The organism is Blastococcus sp. SYSU D00922, from assembly GCF_054050495.1.
On sequence record NZ_JBJGZL010000008.1, the window covers coordinates 112,390 to 127,551 of the forward strand.

The window sequence follows — 15,162 nt, forward strand, 5'->3', positions numbered from 1 at the left end:
CAACACGAGCCCCCCTGCGGGTCACCCGCCCGCGTTCGCGCGGAAGCAGCCGGCGACGTGGTCGTCGACCATCCCGGTGGCCTGCATGAGCGCGTAGGCGGTCGTCGGACCGACGAAGACGAAGCCCCGGCGCTTGAGCTCCTTGGCCATGTCGACCGACTCGGGGCTCGTGGCGGGCACGTCGGCCATCGTGGCCGGACGGGGCCGCGGACCCGTCGGCGCGAACGACCACAGCAGGTCGGAGAGGCCCTCCGGCTGCTGCTGCGCGGCCCGCGCGTTGCGGATCGCCGCCTCGATCTTCGCCCGGTTGCGCACGATGCCCGCGTCAGCCATCAGCCGCGCCTCGTCGTCGGGCCCGAACTCGGCCACGGCGTCGATGGAGAAGCCCGCGAACGCCGCACGGAACGCCGGCCGCTTGCGCAGGATCGTGATCCACGACAGCCCCGACTGGAACGCCTCGAGGCACAGCCGCTCGAACAGCGCGTCGTCCCCGCGCAGGGGCGTGCCCCACTCCTCGTCGTGGTACCGGACGTAGTCCGGCGTGCTGTCCGCCCACGCGCAACGGGTCTTCTCGTCCGGCACGGCGCGGACGCTAGCGCGCGCGTCCGACATGTCCTGCCCCGCGCCCCGTTACGGTCCGGCCGTGGCCCCTCCCGAGGCAGTCCTCCGCCGGCCGCCGGTCGCCTGGCTCCCGCGGGCGTCGCTGGCCGCCGCCGTCGCCGTCCTGCTGCTGGCCTTCGCCGGCCGGTACGGCTACCACCGCGACGAGCTGTACTTCCTGCGGGCCGGGCACGAGCTCGCGTTCGGCTACGTCGACCAGCCCCCGCTCACGCCGCTGCTCGCCCGCGCCATGGACGAGCTGTTCCCCGGCTCCCTCGTGGGGCTGCGGCTGCCGTCCGCGCTCGCCGCGGGCCTGCTGGTGCTGATCACGGGGCTGATCGCGCGCGAGTTCGGCGCGGGACGGACGGCGCAGCTGCTGGCCGCGGCCTGCATGGCGGTGTCCTCGGTCCTGCTGATCGTCGGCCACCTGCTCTCGACCACGACGCCCGACCTCCTCGCGTGGACGGCGCTCTCCTGGCTGCTGGTGCGCGCCCTGCGGGATGGCGGGCCGGTCTGGCTGCTGACCGGCGCGGTCGCCGGCGTGGCGCTGCAGAACAAGGTGCAGCCGGCGTTCCTCCTGGCCGCCGTCGTGGTCGGCGTCCTCGCGGTCGGGCCGCGCTCGGCCCTCCGCTCCCCCTGGCCGTGGCTGGGCGGGCTGGTGGCGCTCGCCGTCTGGACACCCAACCTGGTGTGGCAGGCGGCCAACGGCTGGCCGCAGCTGGAGCTCGCCGAGGCGATCGCCGGCGGCAGCTCGGGCACCAGCGAGCCCTGGTACCTGTTCGTGCCCTTCCAGCTCGTCCTGGTCAGCCCGCTCCTCGTCCCCGTGTGGGTGGCCGGGTGGTGGCGGCTGGCCCGCGATCCGGCGCTGCGCACCTGGCGTGCCTTCGCCGTCGCCTACGTCGTGCTCGTGGTCGTCTTCCTGCTCACCGGCGGCAAGCCGTACTACCTCGCCGGCATGTACCCGGTGCTGCTGGCCGCCGGCGCCGGCCCGGTCGTCGACTGGACGCGCCGGGGCGCCCGCCGGGTGCGCGCGGGGCTGGTGATCGCGGCCCTCGTCCTCAGCCTGGCGATCGACGGGACGCTCGGGCTCCCCGTGGTGCCCGTTGATCGGCTGGCCGGCACCCCGGTGCCCGACGTCAACTACGACGCCGGCGAGACCGTCGGCTGGCCGCGCCTGGTCGCCGAGGTTCGCGCCGCCCGCGGCCAGCTCCCCGCCGGCGAGCCGGTCGTCGTCCTCACCTCGAACTACGGGCAGGCCGGCGCCGTCGACAGGTTCGCGCCGGACCTCGGGCCCGCCTACAGCGGCCACAACTCGTACTGGACCTGGGGGGTGCCGCCGGAGGACGTCGACGCCGTCGTCGCCGTGGGGATCGACGACGAGCGGCTGGCGCGCTGGTTCGGGGAGGTCGAGACCGCCGGCACCGTGGACAACGGCGTCGGCCTCGACAACGACGAGCAGGGCACGCCGGTGCTCGTCGCCACCGACCGCCGGGTGCCGTGGCGCGAGATCTGGCCGGAGCTGCGCCGCCTCGGCTGACTCAGGGGACGGCGGAGTCCACGTCGCACAGCTCGGACGGCCGGCTGGGCACGGGGCTGCGGCGGGTGGCGAGGACGCAGCCCACCAGCACCAGCGGCAGGCCCAGGGCGATGCCGAGGGTGAAGGGCTCGTCGAGCAGGACGACGCCGAGCAGGACCGCCACCGCCGGGTTGACGAACGTGATCACCAGGGCCCGCTGCGGGCCGACCTCCCGGATCAGGGAGAAGAACAGCGCCAGCGCGAGCGCGGTGCAGATGACGCCCAGCCCGATCAGCGACAGCCAGGCAGGGGCCGACACGTCGGCCAGCTGACCGGAGTCCGGCAGGGCGAACGGCGCGTAGACGACCGCGGTGACGAACAGGGCGATCGAGCTGGCGGCCACGCCGGACACGTCGGGCAGCGCCCGGGAGACGACGAGCGGGCCGGTGGCGTAGCCGATCAGGACGAGCCCTATCGCGAGCAGGGGCAGCAGCTGGGCACCGTGGAAGTCCAGCCCCAGCAGGACGGCGATGCCGACGACGCCGATCGCCATGCCCAGGATCCGGATCGGGGTCAGCCGTTCGTCCTCACCGGCCACGCGCGCAGCCAGGGCCGCCACGAAGGGGACGCCGGCGACGAGCAGCCCGGTGAGGGAGCTCGACAGCGTCCCCTCGGCGTAGGCGATGAGGAACCAGGGGCCGGCCATCTCCAGCAGGGTGAACAGCAGCAGCGCCCGCCAGTGGCGCAGCGCCGGCCGCAGCCGGCCCGTCGCGATGGTCCACGGGAGCAGCAGAGCCGCTCCCACCACGCAGCGGACGAACACGAGCATCTCCGGCGAGACCTCGTCGACGGCCACCTTGATGAGCAGGTACGGGATGCCCCAGATGACCGACATGGTCAGGAACAGCGCCCAGCCCCGGCGGCTCACGGCCGGTCCTCCCTCGTCGTCACGGCAGCATCCTCGCCCACGACGCCGACGGTCTTGCGGGGCGACCGGCCGGAGGGCTGGGATGTGCGCGTGGACGCTGCCGGACGCTTCGCCGTGCTCGTCGACGCCTTGGCCGGGGCGCCGGGCGTGGTGCCGCCGGCCGAGGGTGGCGGTCGGCGCGCCTTCGGGTCGGAGGCGCTGAAGGTGGACGGCTCGATCTTCGCGATGCAGGTGCAGGGCGGCGTCGTGGTGAAGCTCCCCGCGGCGCGGGTGGCCGAGCTGATCGGCGCCGGCACGTGCGCGCCGTTCGCCAACGGCAAGGGCAGCCCGATGCGCGAGTGGGCGACCGTCACCGACCCGGCGGCCGACCTGCAGCTCGCGCGCGAGGCGCTGGCCCACGTGCGCTCGCCGCGCTGACTCAGCCCCGCTCGGCGAGCGCGGCCAGCCGCTGCAGCGAGCGCCGCAGGCCCCAGAGCACCAGCGGCCGGGAGAGGAACCAGCCGGCCACCCCCAGGTAGCCGTAGGGCAGGTACCAGGTCTCGCTGCAGACGACCGTCGAGTGCGCACCCCGCGGCAGCACCTCGAACGTGCCGGGCCCGCGCACGATGCGCCCGGTGTGCTGGACCTCGACCAGCCGGGGCGGGTCCCACTTCGTGATGATCATGGTGTCGAGGACACCGAGCCGCCGCCGGCCGGGCAGCGGCAGCCCCGTCCGGGCGGCGAGCCGCCCGTGCAGCCGCTGCGCGCTGTCGCCCACCGTGCGGACGTCGGTGAGCAGCATCCAGTCGCCCTGCCGCTCCCAGTCGGTCAGCAGCGCCCACACGCGCTCGGGCGGTGCGTCGACGTCGATGCGCTCCACCAGGTCAGGCACGCGGGGGTTCCTCCTCGTCGACCGCGCCGTCGTCCGGCGGCTGCTGCTCCTTCGTCGCGGGCGCGGGCGCCGGATGCAGCTGGGCGCGCAGGGTGGCGATCTCGGCGTCGCGCTCCTCGAGGACCGCGGCGAACTGGTCGAGCAGCCAGTCGACCTCCGTCATCCGGTACCCGCGGACGGTCACCGACAGCTGCAGCCCCCGGACGTCGTCCGCCGTCACCGGCCGGTCGCCCGGCAGCGCGACGGGTGAGCGGTCGGCCTCCGCCGGAGGCCGGGTCTCGCCGCGGCCGAGCAGGAGCGAGGCACCCAGGAACAGCAGCGCACCGACCACCAGCACGCCGACGACGAAGGCGACGAACGAGAGCATCAGCCCTCGACGGGACGCTGGTCGACCTGGACCTGCTGCATGCCCCCGCCCCCGTCGCCGGAGCGCCGGGCGGCGTCCGCGGCCTGGATCACCGACATGACCTCGGCGATGTCGTCGGTGACCGTGATCAGGTCGAGGTCGGCGGCGTTGATCGTGCCGGTGGAGGCCAGCGTCGTCCGGATCCACTCGACCAGCCCCGACCAGTACTCCCTGCCGAAGAGGATCACCGGGAAGCGGGTCACCTTGCGCGTCTGCACCAGCGTCAGGGCCTCGAACAGCTCGTCCAGGGTGCCGAAGCCGCCCGGGAGGATGACGAAGGCCTGGGCGTACTTCACGAACATCGTCTTGCGCACGAAGAAGTAGCGGAACGAGATGCCGACGTCGACCCACTCGTTGAGCTCCTGCTCGAACGGCAGCTCGATGCCCAGGCCGACCGACAGGCCGCCGGCCTCGGAGGCACCGCGGTTCGCCGCCTCCATCGCCCCCGGGCCGCCGCCGGTGATCACCGCGTAGCCGGCGTTCGCGAGGGCGGCGCCGATCGCCACGCCCGCGGCGTAGTGCGGGTGGTCCCGCGGCGTCCGGGCGCTGCCGAAGACGCTCACCGCGCGGGGCAGCTCGGCGAGCAGGCCGAAGCCCTCGACGAACTCGCTCTGGATGCGGAGCACGCGCCACGGATCGGTGTGCACCCAGTCCGTCGGGCCGCGCCGGTCGAGCAGCCGCTGGTCGGTCGTGGTGCCGACGGTCTGCGGGTCGGGCTCGCCCCCGCGCAGCATGATGGGCCCGCGGTGCCGCGTGGGTCGCGGCCGGCGGCCGTCGGGCGGCTGGGGGGACGGCGGCTGGGTCATGCCTGGTTCCTCACGACGGTGGTGCCGGACAGGTAGGCGATCAGGGCGTCCTCGGCCGGCTGCAGCCGGTCCACGCGGACGTGCTCCTCGCGGGTGTGGGCCAGCTGCGGGTCCCCCGGCCCGTAGTTCACCGCCGGGATGCCGAACGCGGCGAACCGGGCGACGTCGGTCCAGCCGAGCTTGGCCCGCGCCGCGCGGCCCACCGCGGCGACGAAGTCGGCGGCGGCGGGCTCGGAGAGCCCCGGCAGGGCTCCCCCGGCGTTGTCGACGACGGTCAGCGTGGCGCCGCCGGTCACCGCGTCGGCGAAGACCTCGCGCACGTGCGCCTCGGCGGCGTCCTCGTCCCGGTCGGGGGCGTAGCGGAAGTTGACCGTCACCCGGCACTCGTCGGGGATCACGTTGCCGGCCACCCCGCCCTCGATCCCGACGGCGTTGAGGCCCTCCCGGTAGGTGCAGCCGTCGATCTCCACCTCGCGGGCCTCGTACCCGGCCAGGGTCGCCAGGATGCCGGCGGCGCCGTGCACGGCGTTGACCCCGAGCCAGCTGCGTGCGCTGTGCGCCCGCCGGCCGGTCACCTCGAGGACGGCGCGCAGCGTGCCCTGGCAGCCTGCCTCGATCTCGCCGTCCGTGGGCTCCATGAGGACGGCGAGGTCGCCGTAGAGCCAGCCGCGCTTCTCCCGCGCCACCCGGCCGAGGCCGTTCTTCGCGTGCTCGACCTCCTCGTTGTCGTAGAACACGAACGTGAGGTCGTGCGCGGGCTCCGCGCCCGGGACGCCGAACCGCCCGGCCAGCCGCAGCATGACCGCGTCGCCGGCCTTCATGTCACTGGTGCCACATCCGTACAGCCGCTGTACCCCGTCGGCTTCCCGCAGGTCGGAAGGCACGTTGTCGGCGATCGGCACGGTGTCGAGGTGGCCGGCGAGCACCACCCGGGACGCGCGCCCGAGGTTGGTCCGCGCCAGCACGCTGTCGCCCACGCGCTCGACCTCGAGCCCACCCAGGGCGCGCAGCGCGGCCTCGACGGCGTCGGCGAGCGGCCCCTCCGAGCCGGAGACCGACGGCGCGTCCACCAGCGCCCGCGTGAGCGCGAGGACGTCGGCGGTGAGGTCGAGCGGCGGGAGGTCGGTCACGACTGCCGAGCCTAGGGGGCGGCGCCCGGACCGGCCCGCCCCGGCACGGGCAGCGCTGGGTAGCGTTCCGGCCGTGACCGCCGCAGCTCCCACCTCCGCCGTCGCCGCCGGGCTGGCCACCGTGACCCCCTCGGGAACGGTCCTCGACACCTGGTTCCCGGAGCCCCGCCTCGGTGCTCCCGCCGACGCCAAGCCGGGTACCACCCGGCTCGGCGCGCTGGAGCTCTCCGGGGAGCTCGGCCCCGACTACGGCGGCCTCGTCCGCCGGGACGAGGCCCGCGGGGTGGAGATCATCGCCGTGCGCACGGTCATCCCCGACCTGTCCCAGCCGCCGGTCGACACCCACGACGTCTGGCTGCGGCTGCACCTGCTCTCCCACCGGCTCATCCGCCCGCACCAGGCCGACCTCACCGGCATCTTCGGCCTGCTCACCAACGTCGCGTGGACCAGCGCCGGGCCGGTGGAGGCAGCCGGCTTCAACGCCCACCGGCTCCGGGCCGCCGTCGGCAACGTGACCGTGTTCGGCGTGGACAAGTTCCCGCGGATGGTCGACTACGTGATCCCCTCCGGCGTCCGCATCGCCGACGGCGACCGCGTGCGCCTCGGCGCACACCTGGCCGAGGGCACCACGGTCATGCACGAGGGCTTCGTGAACTACAACGCCGGGACGCTCGGCCCGTCGATGGTCGAGGGCCGGATCAGCGCCGGCGTGGTCGTGGACGCCGACAGCGACATCGGCGGCGGCGCCTCGATCATGGGGACGCTGTCCGGGGGCGGCAAGGAGACCATCTCGATCGGCAAGGGTTGCCTGCTGGGCGCGAACGCCGGCATCGGCATCTCGCTGGGCGACGGGTGCGTCGTCGAGGCGGGGTGCTACGTCACCGGCGGGTCCCGCGTGACCCTGCCCGACGGCTCGGTGGTCAAGGCCCGCGAGCTGTCGGGGCGCAGCGGCCTGCTGTTCCGCCGCAACAGCGTGAGCGGCGCCCTCGAGGCCCTCCCCCGCGAGGGCAGCTGGGGCGCGCTCAACGCGGAGCTGCACGCGAACTGAACGGCTCGCCGTTCCAGGGAACGTCCAGGAACGGCACCTACAGTCGAACGCGATGGTCACCCTGCACAGCTCCGGTCGTCCCGCGCCGGGCCGGAAGGGGCAGCGCCGCAGGAAAGGCGGCCGCCGGCCGTCACGTCGTCGCCGCCCGCTCGAGCAGCTCGCGCGGAAGTGGTGGCCCGCCCTGCTCGTCGCCGCCGCCGTGCTCGTCGGCGTGGCCTGGGACCCGAGGAGCGACATGGCCGCGGACGGCTGCCGGCTGCCCGCCTCCGGCGTGACGCTGACCGACGAGCAGCTCGGCAACGCGCAGACCATCGCCCAGGTCGGCAGGGACCGCGGGCTGCCCGACCGCGCGATCGTGATCGCGCTGGCGACGGCGCAGCAGGAATCGCGGCTGCGCAACCTCGACCACGGCGACCGCGACTCCCTGGGCCTCTTCCAGCAGCGACCCTCGCAGGGGTGGGGGTCCGAGGACCAGGTGCAGGACCCGGTCTACGCGGCCGGCATCTTCTACGACCGCCTCGTCCAGGTGCCCGGCTGGGACACCGGCCGGCTCACCGACGTCGCCCAGGCCGTCCAGCGCAGCGGCTTCCCGGAGCTCTACCAGCAGCACGAGGGGATGGCCGTGGAACTCACGGCGGCCCTCCAGCAGGGCCGCAGCCCCTGCGCCGAGGGCTGACCGCCGTCCCCCGCGAGGGGGAAGCCGCCGGTCAGACCCTCAATGCGACCGGCCGGGACGCCGACAGCTCTCCCATGACGACCGCACACGACACCACTCCCCTCGCGGCCGCGCCCGAGGCAGCGGTCTCCGACGTGACCGCCCTGCTGCCCTCCCGCGACGCCGTCCTCGGCCGCATCGCCGAGCAGCAGACCGCCGGCGGCACCGCCACCCTCATGGTCATCGGCCTCCTGCGCCGCGACGACGGCTGGCCCACCGCGCAGAGCACCCTGGCCCAGGTCACCGCTCTGCTGGCGAGCTCGCTGCGCGCCGACGACTTCCTCGGCAAGTCCGGGCCCGGCGAGTTCGCCGTCGTGCTCGGCGGCCCGGTCACCGCGGCCGAGACGGCCGCGGCCCGGCTCGTGGCCGCCGTCCCGGCGCTCGGGGTCCCGGGCCTCACCGCCGCTGCGGGGATCGCACCCGTGGTCGGCGACGCCGACGCCGGCGAGGTGCTGCGCCGGGCGCTGCTCAGCCTGACCGCCGCCCGCCGGGTCGGCGCCGGCACCGTCATCCGGTACCGCGAGCCGCAGTGACCGGCTGAGCGCTCAGCCGCCCAGCCGCTCCGCCGCCGCGGCGATCCGCTCGTCGGTGGCGGTCAGCGCCAGGCGGACGTGCCGGGCGCCGGCCGGGCCGTAGAAGCTGCCGGGCGCGGCGACGATGCCCAGGTCGGCCAGCCAGTCGATCGTCGTCCAGCAGTCCTCGTCGCGGGTCGCCCAGAGGTACAGCCCCGCCTCGGAGTGGTCGATGCGCAGCCCGGCGCTGCGGACGGCGGCGGCCAGCACGTCCCGGCGGGCGCGGTACCGCTCGCGCTGCGCCTCGACGTGCGCGTCGTCGTCCAGGGCCGCCGCCATCGCGGCCTGCACCGGACCGGGGACCAGCAGGCCGAGGTGCCGCCGGACCTCCCAGACCGGGCGGACGAGGGCCGGGTCACCGGAGAGCAGGCCCGCCCGGTACCCGGCCGCCGTCGACTGCTTGGACAGGGAGTGCACCGCCAGCAGGCCGGTGTGGTCCCCGCCGGCGACGGCGGGGTGCAGCAGCGAGCGGGGCTCGACGTCCCAGCCCAGCGTCACGTAGCACTCGTCGGCGACGACCGGGACGCCGTGCGCCCGGCCCCACGAGACCCACGCGCGGAGCTGGTCGTCGCTCAGCACGCGGCCGTGCGGGTTGCCCGGCGAGTTCAGCCACACCAGCACGACGCCGGCCGCGTCCGGCGGCGGGACGTCGGTGCGGCGTACGGCCAGCCCGGCGAGCACGGCGCCGACCTCGTAGGTCGGGTACGCGACCTCCGGGACGATCACCGTGCCGGTCCGGAGCCCGAGCAGGGTCGGCAGCAGGGCGACCAGTTCCTTGGACCCCACCGTCGGCACCAGCGCGGGGCCGCCGGCGGCCAGCGGGTCGCCGATCTCCACGCCGAGCCGGCGCCGGAGCCAGCCGGCCGCGGCCGTGCGGAGCTCCGGCGTGCCCAGGGCGGTCGGGTAACCCGGGGCGTTGCCCGCGGCGGTCAGCGCCGCGGACAGCAGTGCCGGGGTGTCGTCGACCGGGGTGCCGATCGAGAGATCGACCACCCCGCCGGGGTGCTCCGCGGCGCGGCTGCGGGCCCCGGTCAGGGCGTCCCACGGGAAGTCCGGCAGCGACCGGGACGTCCCCGGGGCCGTGTCGCCGGCCAAGGGGGCCGTCAGTGCCCTTCGCCCTGCGGCGGCAGCGCGGCGACCAACGGGTGGTCCTTGCCGATCTTGCCGGTCTTCGCCGCACCGCCGGGGCTGCCGAGGTCGGAGAAGAACTCCACGTTGGCGTTGTAGAAGTCCCGCCACTTGTCCGGGACGTCGTCCTCGTAGTAGATCGCCTCGACCGGGCAGACCGGCTCGCAGGCACCGCAGTCGACGCACTCGTCGGGGTGGATGTAGAGCATCCGGTCGCCCTCGTAGATGCAGTCCACCGGGCACTCGTCGATGCACGCCTTGTCGAGGACGTCGACGCAGGCCTGTGTGATGACGTAGGTCACGGTGGTTCCCTCCCGGGGACGCGGAGCACGATCCCTGGTCGGGGCCAGGGTCGATCGATCGCGCTCAGTATGCCGCGCGGCCGGGCGACCGGGCGCGACGGGTGCCCGATCGGGGCGGGCGGCCCTCACCCCGTAGGGGGTGGGCGGAGGCGGCGGCTCAAGCATTCCGCCGGCCTGCCGATCTCGATCCCGTGTCAGAGCAGACGCGCCACTGGGTGCAGGCGTCGCCCTACGACGCCCAGGCGGCGCTCGAGGGCCTGCTCGCCCGCCTGCGCGCCTCCGCGGGGGCGACGCGGGTGTCGGTGTGGGTGCACGAGGCCTCGACCGAGATGGTCGTCCCCTTCCGGCAGGCGGTCGCCGACCCGGCCGACGCCACGCCCGCGGCGACCCCCCGCACCGCCGTCACGCTCTCCAGCTCGCCGTTCATGGCCGCGATCGTCCGCAGCCGGAAGTCGCTCGTCGCGAAGGCCGAGGGCCGCCGGCTCTCCGACAAGGAGCTCGCCGAGCGGGGTGTGCGGTCCGCGCACGGCGAGCCGCTGCTCGTCGACGGCCAGGTGGTCGGCATCCTGACCATCGAGCCGTCCGCCGCGGCCGCACCCCACCTGCTCCGCCAGGTGACCCCCCGGCTCGCCGTCGCGCTGTCCGAGGCCTGGACCCGCCGCTCCGAGAAGCGCCGGACCGCCCAGGTCGAGGTGCTGCTCAGCCTGATCGAGTCCGCGTCGAAGGCGCAGTCGATGGACCACCTCCTCGGCTCCGCCTGCCGCCAGCTGGCCGAGCTGGGCGAGGTCGAGCGGGCCTGCATCTTCCTGCTCGAGGACGGCCGGCTCGTGCCGCGCATGGCCGCCTACGCCGACGGGCGCCGCGACGTGGCCACCTGGGAGCAGTTCATCAACGCCCCGGTCGGGATGCACCTGGCCGAGACGGTGCTGCGCACCGGCCGGCCGATGACGGCCGACAAGGACTCCGGCCTGCTCTCGGGCTGGTGGGTCGAGAAGTTCGGCGTCGCCTCGGGCCTCGCCGTCCCGATCGGGCGCAGCCCCCACCTCGCCGGCGTCCTCACCCTGGACAGCACCGTGGTGCGGCCCTTCTCCGAGGACGTCCGCCGGCTCGCCGCGGCAGCCGGCGCGCACCTCGGTGGCGTGATCGAGCAGGCCCGCACCAGCGAGGCCCGCGCCGCCTCCCTCACGACCGCCCGCGTCGTCCGGCAGATGCTGGTCGACGGCGCCGGGGCCACCGGGGTGTCCGAGGCCGCGGAGGTGCTCGCCCGCGCCGTCCAGCGCCTGGCCGGCACCGACCGCAGCGCGGCCTACCTGATCGCCGACGACGGCACCATCGGCGAGGTCCGGCACGTGGACTGGCCGCAGGAGCACAAGCAGGTCATCGCGACCCAGCTGGTGGGGCGCCCCGCCGCCGACGTGCCGCTCTGGCGGCTCACCGCCGAGCAGAGGCTGCCGGTCTTCGTCGAGGACGCGCCGGACGACGACCTGCTCGACCCGCGTCTGACCCGGGCCATCGACCTGGCCTCCTACGTCAGCGTGCCCCTGTTCTCCGGCGACCGGCTGCTCGGGCTGGTCGTCAGCGGCTCGGTGTCCCAGCCCCGCACGTGGTCCGCCGAGGTCCGCGAGGCCGTCCGCCAGGTGACCCTCGAGGGGTCCCTGGTCGTGGAGAACGCCGCCCTGCGCGCCGTCGAGAAGCTGCGCCTCCAGCAGCTGGCGACCGAGGCCCACCACGACCCGCTGACCGGGCTGGCCAACCGCCGCCGGTTCATCGAGGAGCTCGAGACCACCGTCTACGGTTCCGACGCCGACTGCGCCGTCCTCATGATCGACCTCGACCGGTTCAAGGAGATCAACGACAGCTTCGGGCACAGCGTCGGCGACGACCTGCTCTGCCTGGTGGGGCCGCGCCTGGAGCGGGCGCTGCAGCCCGGCGACCTGCTGGCGCGCATGGGCGGTGACGAGTTCGCCGTCCTCCTGCCCGGTGCCGACGCCGCCCGCGCCGAGGAGGTGGCGGGCCGGCTCATCGCCGCCCTGCGCGACGCGTTCGTGCTCGACGGGATGCCCCTGCACGTCGACGCCAGCATCGGCGTCGCGCTCTGCCCGGAGCACGGGCGGGACCGGTCGCTGCTGCTGGCCCGTGCGGACACCGCGATGTACGTGGCCAAGCGCGGCCGCAACGGCTACGAGATCTGGGCACCGGACGGGTCGACCGCCTCCCGCGACCGGCTGGAGACCCTCGAGCAGCTGCGCACGGCACTGGACACCGACCAGCTCGACGTCCACTACCAGCCGAAGCTGGACCTGCGGACCGGCGGCGTCACCGGCGTCGAGGCGCTGGTGCGCTGGAACCACCCCGAGCGCGGCCTGCTCTACCCCGACGTGTTCCTCCCGCTCGCCGAGCAGGCGGGCCTGATGCGCAGGCTCGCGCTGCGCGTCCTGGAGCGGTCGCTGCGCGACCTGCGGGCGTGGCGGGCGGGTGGCCTGGACCTGACCGTGGCGGTCAACCTGTCGGTCTCCAACCTGCAGGACGTCGCCCTGCCCGAGCAGGTGGAGATGCTGCTCGACTCCTTCGACGTGCCCGCGGACGCGTTGATCCTCGAGATCACCGAGGACGTGCTCATGGCCGACGCGGCCCGGAGCCAGCAGGTCATGGCGGGGCTGCGGCGGCTGGGCGTCCGGCTGTCGATCGACGACTACGGCACCGGCTACTCGTCGCTGTCCTACCTGCGGGCGCTCCCGGTCGACGAGCTCAAGCTCGACCGCAGCTTCGTGAGCGACCTGACGTCGGACGAGCGCGCGGCCGCGATCGTCCGCAGCACCCTGCAGCTGAGCCTGGACCTCGACATGACCATGGTCGTCGAGGGCGTCGAGGACGCCCCGACGCTCGCCGCGCTGCGCGCGTGGGGCTGCGACTACGCCCAGGGCTACCACATCGCCCGCCCCATGCCCGCCGAGCGGTTCCTCGCCTGGCTGGCCGAGCAGCCCAGGTTCGTCCCGCGCGGCGGCATCCCCACCCAGCGCGGGGTCCCCCAGCCGTCCTGACCGCCCCGCGCCGCCCGGCATGATCACCGGCATGGCCGACGTGCGGGACGTGTTCGAGCTCGAGCGGCTGGCCGCCCGCACCTGGCGCGGCCTCGAGCAGGAGCGACTCGGCGGCTGGCTGCTGCGCGCCGGCGGCGGCTTCACCGGGCGGGCCAACTCGGTCTTGGTCGCGGGCGACCCGCCCACCGACCTGCCGACCGCCGTCGCCGCGGTGGCCCGCTGGTACGCCGAGCGCGGGCTGCGGCCGCGCGCCCAGGTGCCGCTGCCCGGTGCCGAGGCGGCCGACGACGCGCTCGCCGCCGCCGGCTGGACCCGCGACGACGACAACCTGGTGCTCACCGCGCCGCTCGACGGCTGGGGCGAACCGTCGGTGCCGGTCGACCTCGCGCCGGAGCCGGACGAGGCCTGGCTGCTGGGCTACCGCTACCGCGGCACACCGCTGCCCCCGGTGGCGCTGGAGGTCCTGGTCGCGGCGGACGAGCCGGTGTTCGCCGCCGTCCGCACCGCTCCGGCGCCGGCCCCGCTGGCCGCCGTCGCCCGCGGTGTGGTGACCGACGGCTGGCTGGTGGTCACCGCCGTGACCGTGGACGAGGGATCGCGCCGGCAGGGCCTGGCGACCGCGGTCATGGCGGCGCTGGGGTCCTGGGCCCGCGAGCGGGGCGGCCACTCCTGCCTGCTCCAGGTCGCCGGGACGAACGCCGGGGCGCTGGCCCTCTACGAGCGGCTGGGCTTCACCGAGCACCACCGGTACCACTACCGGCTGGGTCCGGAGCCGGGGCGCTCTCCGGCCTGACCGGCGGCCGGCGCGGTCCGGCGAGCACCCGCCCGACGGAGAACGCGGCCGCCAGCACGCCGATCATCAGGAACGCCAGGTTGACCACCCCGGTCGCCCCAGCGCCGGTCATGACGAGATCCCCCTCCGGCCTGCGGACCATGGCGCCGATCGCCACCACGAGCCAGGCGACGGCGGGCAGGACGGCGACCAGCCGGCTGCCCGACCAGCGCAGCGCCGCCGCGGGCAGCAGCAAGTTGCCGACGACGGCGACGACGATCGACAGCGGCACGAGGACGCCGCCCACCCGCAGCGGCAGCCAGAAGACCTCGACCAGGGCGAGCCACGTGCCGAGGACGACGGCGGCGAGGGCCCAGCCCAGCCGCTCGACCGGTCTCATCCGGGCAGCCCGGCGAACAGGTCGTCCTCCCAGCCGTCGGGTCCAGGGCCCGCGGGTCCCCGTTCGCCCTGCACCAGCCGGTAGTACTCGACGCCCAGCACCTCGAGCCCCAGGTTGTTCGACAGGGCGAAGAACGGGCCGTCGACCAGGATCTGGGTGGGGTGCGCCCGCATGGCGGCGTCCTTGTGCCGCCCGAAGGCCGACGCGTCGACGGCGGCCGTCACGACCTCGTCGGGTACGGCGAACGGCAAGTCGTCGGCGCTGCTGACGCCCTCGAAGAACGTGTCGTCGCCCGCGGCTGCCATCGCCTCGATGCCCTGCTGGAGCACCGAGCGCGGCATGCAGTTCCAGTAGACCTTCGACACCGACCAGGCCTCGCCGAGGTCGGGGCGGTAGGCGGGGTCGGCGGCGGCCGCCACCGCGCCCATCGCGACCCGGTGGGCCTGGATGTGGTCGGGGTGCCCGTAGCCGCCGTTCTCGTCGTAGGTCACCACGACCTGCGGCCGCACCTCGCGGACAACCGCCACCGCATGGCCGACGGCCTCGTCGAGGTCGGCGTTCCAGAAGGCGCGCGGCTTCTCGTTCGACGGGACACCCATCATCCCGGAGTCGCGGTACCGGCCGGCACCGCCGAGGAAGCGGATGTCGGTGACGCCGAGGGCGTCCATCGCCGCGCGCAGCTCCCAGATGCGGTAGCCGCCCAGCTGGTCGGCCTGGTCCGCGGCCAGCTGCTCGAGCTCGGGGACGAGGATCTCCCCCTCCTCGCCCAGCGTGCAGGTGAGCAGGGTGACCTGCGCCCCCTCGGCGACGTACCGGGCCATCGTGGCCCCGTTGCCGATCGTCTCGTCGTCGGGGTGGGCGTGCACGAGCAGCATGCGTCGATCTGGCGTGGTCACGGGGCGATCCTGCCGGATCGCCCCGCGACGA

The 15,162-nt window shown here is 75.0% G+C and carries 17 protein-coding genes; 7 read left to right on the plus strand and 10 right to left on the minus strand.

All coding sequences use genetic code 11. The features are described from left to right. Positions 1–21 precede the first annotated feature (21 nt). The gene (locus tag ACI78T_RS13470; protein ID WP_456558612.1) at positions 22–582 is read right to left on the minus strand and encodes a DNA-3-methyladenine glycosylase I; all 561 of its coding nucleotides are present in this window, start codon (positions 580–582) and stop codon (positions 22–24) included. Between the two features lie 61 nt (positions 583–643). Between ACI78T_RS13470 and ACI78T_RS13475 the strand changes: the two genes are divergently transcribed. Continuing rightward, positions 644–2,137, plus strand: coding sequence for a glycosyltransferase family 39 protein (locus tag ACI78T_RS13475; protein WP_456558613.1), 1,494 nt, complete (start codon positions 644–646; stop codon positions 2,135–2,137). Position 2,138: 1 nt separating this feature from the next. Here ACI78T_RS13475 and ACI78T_RS13480 read toward each other — a convergent pair whose 3' ends face one another. After that, complete coding sequence (locus ACI78T_RS13480) at positions 2,139–3,044, minus strand: DMT family transporter (protein ID WP_456558614.1); 906 nt, start codon at positions 3,042–3,044, stop codon at positions 2,139–2,141. 90 nt (positions 3,045–3,134) lie between these two features. Between ACI78T_RS13480 and ACI78T_RS13485 the strand changes: the two genes are divergently transcribed. Next, complete coding sequence (locus ACI78T_RS13485; protein ID WP_456558615.1) at positions 3,135–3,461, plus strand: hypothetical protein; 327 nt, start codon at positions 3,135–3,137, stop codon at positions 3,459–3,461. A gap of 1 nt (position 3,462) precedes the next feature. Here the strand turns inward: ACI78T_RS13485 and ACI78T_RS13490 are convergent, their stop codons facing one another. The 4 genes from ACI78T_RS13490 to dapE are packed head-to-tail and all read right to left on the minus strand — an operon-like array spanning position 3,463 to position 6,257. Then, complete coding sequence (locus ACI78T_RS13490; protein WP_456558616.1) at positions 3,463–3,915, minus strand: SRPBCC family protein; 453 nt, start codon at positions 3,913–3,915, stop codon at positions 3,463–3,465. Continuing rightward, positions 3,908–4,282, minus strand: coding sequence for a DivIVA domain-containing protein (locus tag ACI78T_RS13495; RefSeq protein ID WP_456558617.1), 375 nt, complete (start codon positions 4,280–4,282; stop codon positions 3,908–3,910). Before ACI78T_RS13495 ends, ACI78T_RS13490 begins: the two co-directional genes overlap by 8 nt. Further along, on the minus strand, positions 4,282–5,127 hold the full coding sequence (locus ACI78T_RS13500; protein WP_456558618.1) for an LOG family protein: 846 nt from the start codon (positions 5,125–5,127) through the stop codon (positions 4,282–4,284). The genes ACI78T_RS13495 and ACI78T_RS13500 overlap by 1 nt, the downstream gene beginning before the upstream one ends. Next, a complete protein-coding gene (dapE, locus tag ACI78T_RS13505; RefSeq protein ID WP_456558619.1) occupies positions 5,124–6,257 on the minus strand; it encodes a succinyl-diaminopimelate desuccinylase in 1,134 nt (377 codons plus the stop codon). Before dapE ends, ACI78T_RS13500 begins: the two co-directional genes overlap by 4 nt. 73 nt (positions 6,258–6,330) lie before the next feature. Between dapE and dapD the strand changes: the two genes are divergently transcribed. The 3 genes from dapD (at position 6,331) to ACI78T_RS13520 (ending at position 8,553) form a co-directional block, all read left to right on the plus strand. Next, a complete protein-coding gene (gene dapD, locus ACI78T_RS13510; RefSeq protein WP_456558620.1) occupies positions 6,331–7,305 on the plus strand; it encodes a 2,3,4,5-tetrahydropyridine-2,6-dicarboxylate N-succinyltransferase in 975 nt (324 codons plus the stop codon). Between the two features lie 52 nt (positions 7,306–7,357). Then, the gene (locus tag ACI78T_RS13515) at positions 7,358–7,981 is read left to right on the plus strand and encodes a hypothetical protein (protein ID WP_456558621.1); all 624 of its coding nucleotides are present in this window, start codon (positions 7,358–7,360) and stop codon (positions 7,979–7,981) included. Between the two features lie 74 nt (positions 7,982–8,055). Further along, complete coding sequence (locus ACI78T_RS13520) at positions 8,056–8,553, plus strand: hypothetical protein (RefSeq protein ID WP_456558622.1); 498 nt, start codon at positions 8,056–8,058, stop codon at positions 8,551–8,553. 12 nt (positions 8,554–8,565) lie between these two features. Here the strand turns inward: ACI78T_RS13520 and dapC are convergent, their stop codons facing one another. Continuing rightward, entirely contained in the window at positions 8,566–9,687 is a 1,122-nt protein-coding gene (gene dapC / locus ACI78T_RS13525) for a succinyldiaminopimelate transaminase (protein WP_456558623.1), read from the minus strand. Between the two features lie 8 nt (positions 9,688–9,695). After that, a complete protein-coding gene (fdxA, locus tag ACI78T_RS13530) occupies positions 9,696–10,022 on the minus strand; it encodes a ferredoxin (protein WP_456558624.1) in 327 nt (108 codons plus the stop codon). A 191-nt stretch (positions 10,023–10,213) separates the two neighbouring features. On the opposite strand from fdxA, the gene ACI78T_RS13535 reads away from it, so the two are divergent. Continuing rightward, entirely contained in the window at positions 10,214–13,063 is a 2,850-nt protein-coding gene (locus ACI78T_RS13535) for a bifunctional diguanylate cyclase/phosphodiesterase (RefSeq protein WP_456558625.1), read from the plus strand. 31 nt (positions 13,064–13,094) lie between these two features. After that, complete coding sequence (locus ACI78T_RS13540; protein WP_456558626.1) at positions 13,095–13,856, plus strand: GNAT family N-acetyltransferase; 762 nt, start codon at positions 13,095–13,097, stop codon at positions 13,854–13,856. Here the strand turns inward: ACI78T_RS13540 and ACI78T_RS13545 are convergent. Beyond that, the gene (locus ACI78T_RS13545) at positions 13,795–14,235 is read right to left on the minus strand and encodes a hypothetical protein (RefSeq protein ID WP_456558627.1); all 441 of its coding nucleotides are present in this window, start codon (positions 14,233–14,235) and stop codon (positions 13,795–13,797) included. The two genes, ACI78T_RS13540 and ACI78T_RS13545, sit on opposite strands and share 62 nt — an antisense overlap. Next, entirely contained in the window at positions 14,232–15,131 is a 900-nt protein-coding gene (mshB, locus tag ACI78T_RS13550) for an N-acetyl-1-D-myo-inositol-2-amino-2-deoxy-alpha-D-glucopyranoside deacetylase (RefSeq protein WP_456558628.1), read from the minus strand. Before mshB ends, ACI78T_RS13545 begins: the two co-directional genes overlap by 4 nt. Positions 15,132–15,162 lie beyond the last annotated feature (31 nt).

Coding starts and splice junctions, on each gene's coding strand:
- ACI78T_RS13540 (WP_456558626.1), top strand. CDS start 13,095: ATGGCCGACGTGCGGGACGTGTTCGAGCTCGAGCGGCTGGCCGCCCGC.
- ACI78T_RS13520 (WP_456558622.1), top strand. CDS start 8,056: ATGACGACCGCACACGACACCACTCCCCTCGCGGCCGCGCCCGAGGCA.
- ACI78T_RS13500 (WP_456558618.1), bottom strand. CDS start 5,127: ATGACCCAGCCGCCGTCCCCCCAGCCGCCCGACGGCCGCCGGCCGCGA.
- ACI78T_RS13545 (WP_456558627.1), bottom strand. CDS start 14,235: ATGAGACCGGTCGAGCGGCTGGGCTGGGCCCTCGCCGCCGTCGTCCTC.
- ACI78T_RS13495 (WP_456558617.1), bottom strand. CDS start 4,282: ATGCTCTCGTTCGTCGCCTTCGTCGTCGGCGTGCTGGTGGTCGGTGCG.
- ACI78T_RS13515 (WP_456558621.1), top strand. CDS start 7,358: ATGGTCACCCTGCACAGCTCCGGTCGTCCCGCGCCGGGCCGGAAGGGG.